General features: G+C 68.1%; 1 protein-coding gene. It reads left to right on the top strand.

Annotation, left to right across the window (positions count from 1 at the left end):
• Positions 1 to 690, top strand: a 690-nt coding sequence (gene tnpC / locus FG154_RS20665) for an IS66 family transposase (protein ID WP_145112034.1), incomplete at both ends; no start/stop codon positions are given.

Genomic DNA, 690 nt, shown 5'->3' with positions numbered 1-690 from the left:
TCACCGTGTTCACCTATGCGCCCGGCCGGGGCGGCACCCACGCCGAGGAGATCCTGACGGGCTTCGACGGGGTGCTGCAGGGTGAGGAGGGTCAGCAAACGGTCCGGGGGACCGTTTGCCCGACGAACGGATATGCCGGCTACAACCGGCTGACGAAGGCGGCGCGGACGGGCGGCAAGCCGATCACGCTGGCCTACTGCTGGTCGCATGCGCGCAGGGAGCTGATCAAGGCCACGCCCAGGACCGGCTCGCCGATCGCGGCCGAGGCGCTGGCGCGCATCGCGCAGCTCTACGCCATCGAGAAGGAGATCCACGCTCGGTCCGCCGACGAGCGCCTGTCGGTGCGTCGCGAGCGTTCCGCTCCCTTGGTCGCGGGCCTTGGCGCCTGGGTGCGTGAGCAGGCGGCACGTTTCTCGCCGAAGTCCCGCATGGGCAAGGCGCTGCGCTACCTCCTGAAGCATTGGGACGGGCTGGTGCGCTTCCTGGACGACGGCCGCATCGAGATGGACTCGAACCCGGTCGAAAATTCCATCCGCCCGATTGCCCTCCAACGCAAGAATAGCCTTTTTGCGGGCCATGATGAGGGCGGGCGTCATTGGGCCCGCGCGGCCTCGGTCATCACCACCTGCAAGATGAACGGCGTCGAGCCCTTCGCCTGGATGAAGGCCACGCTCGAGGCCATCGCGAAGG

Origin of the sequence: Cereibacter sediminicola (genome assembly GCF_007668225.1) — a bacterium.
GTDB lineage: Bacteria > Pseudomonadota > Alphaproteobacteria > Rhodobacterales > Rhodobacteraceae > Cereibacter_A > Cereibacter_A azotoformans.
This window is presented reverse-complemented; position numbering and strand designations above follow the sequence as displayed.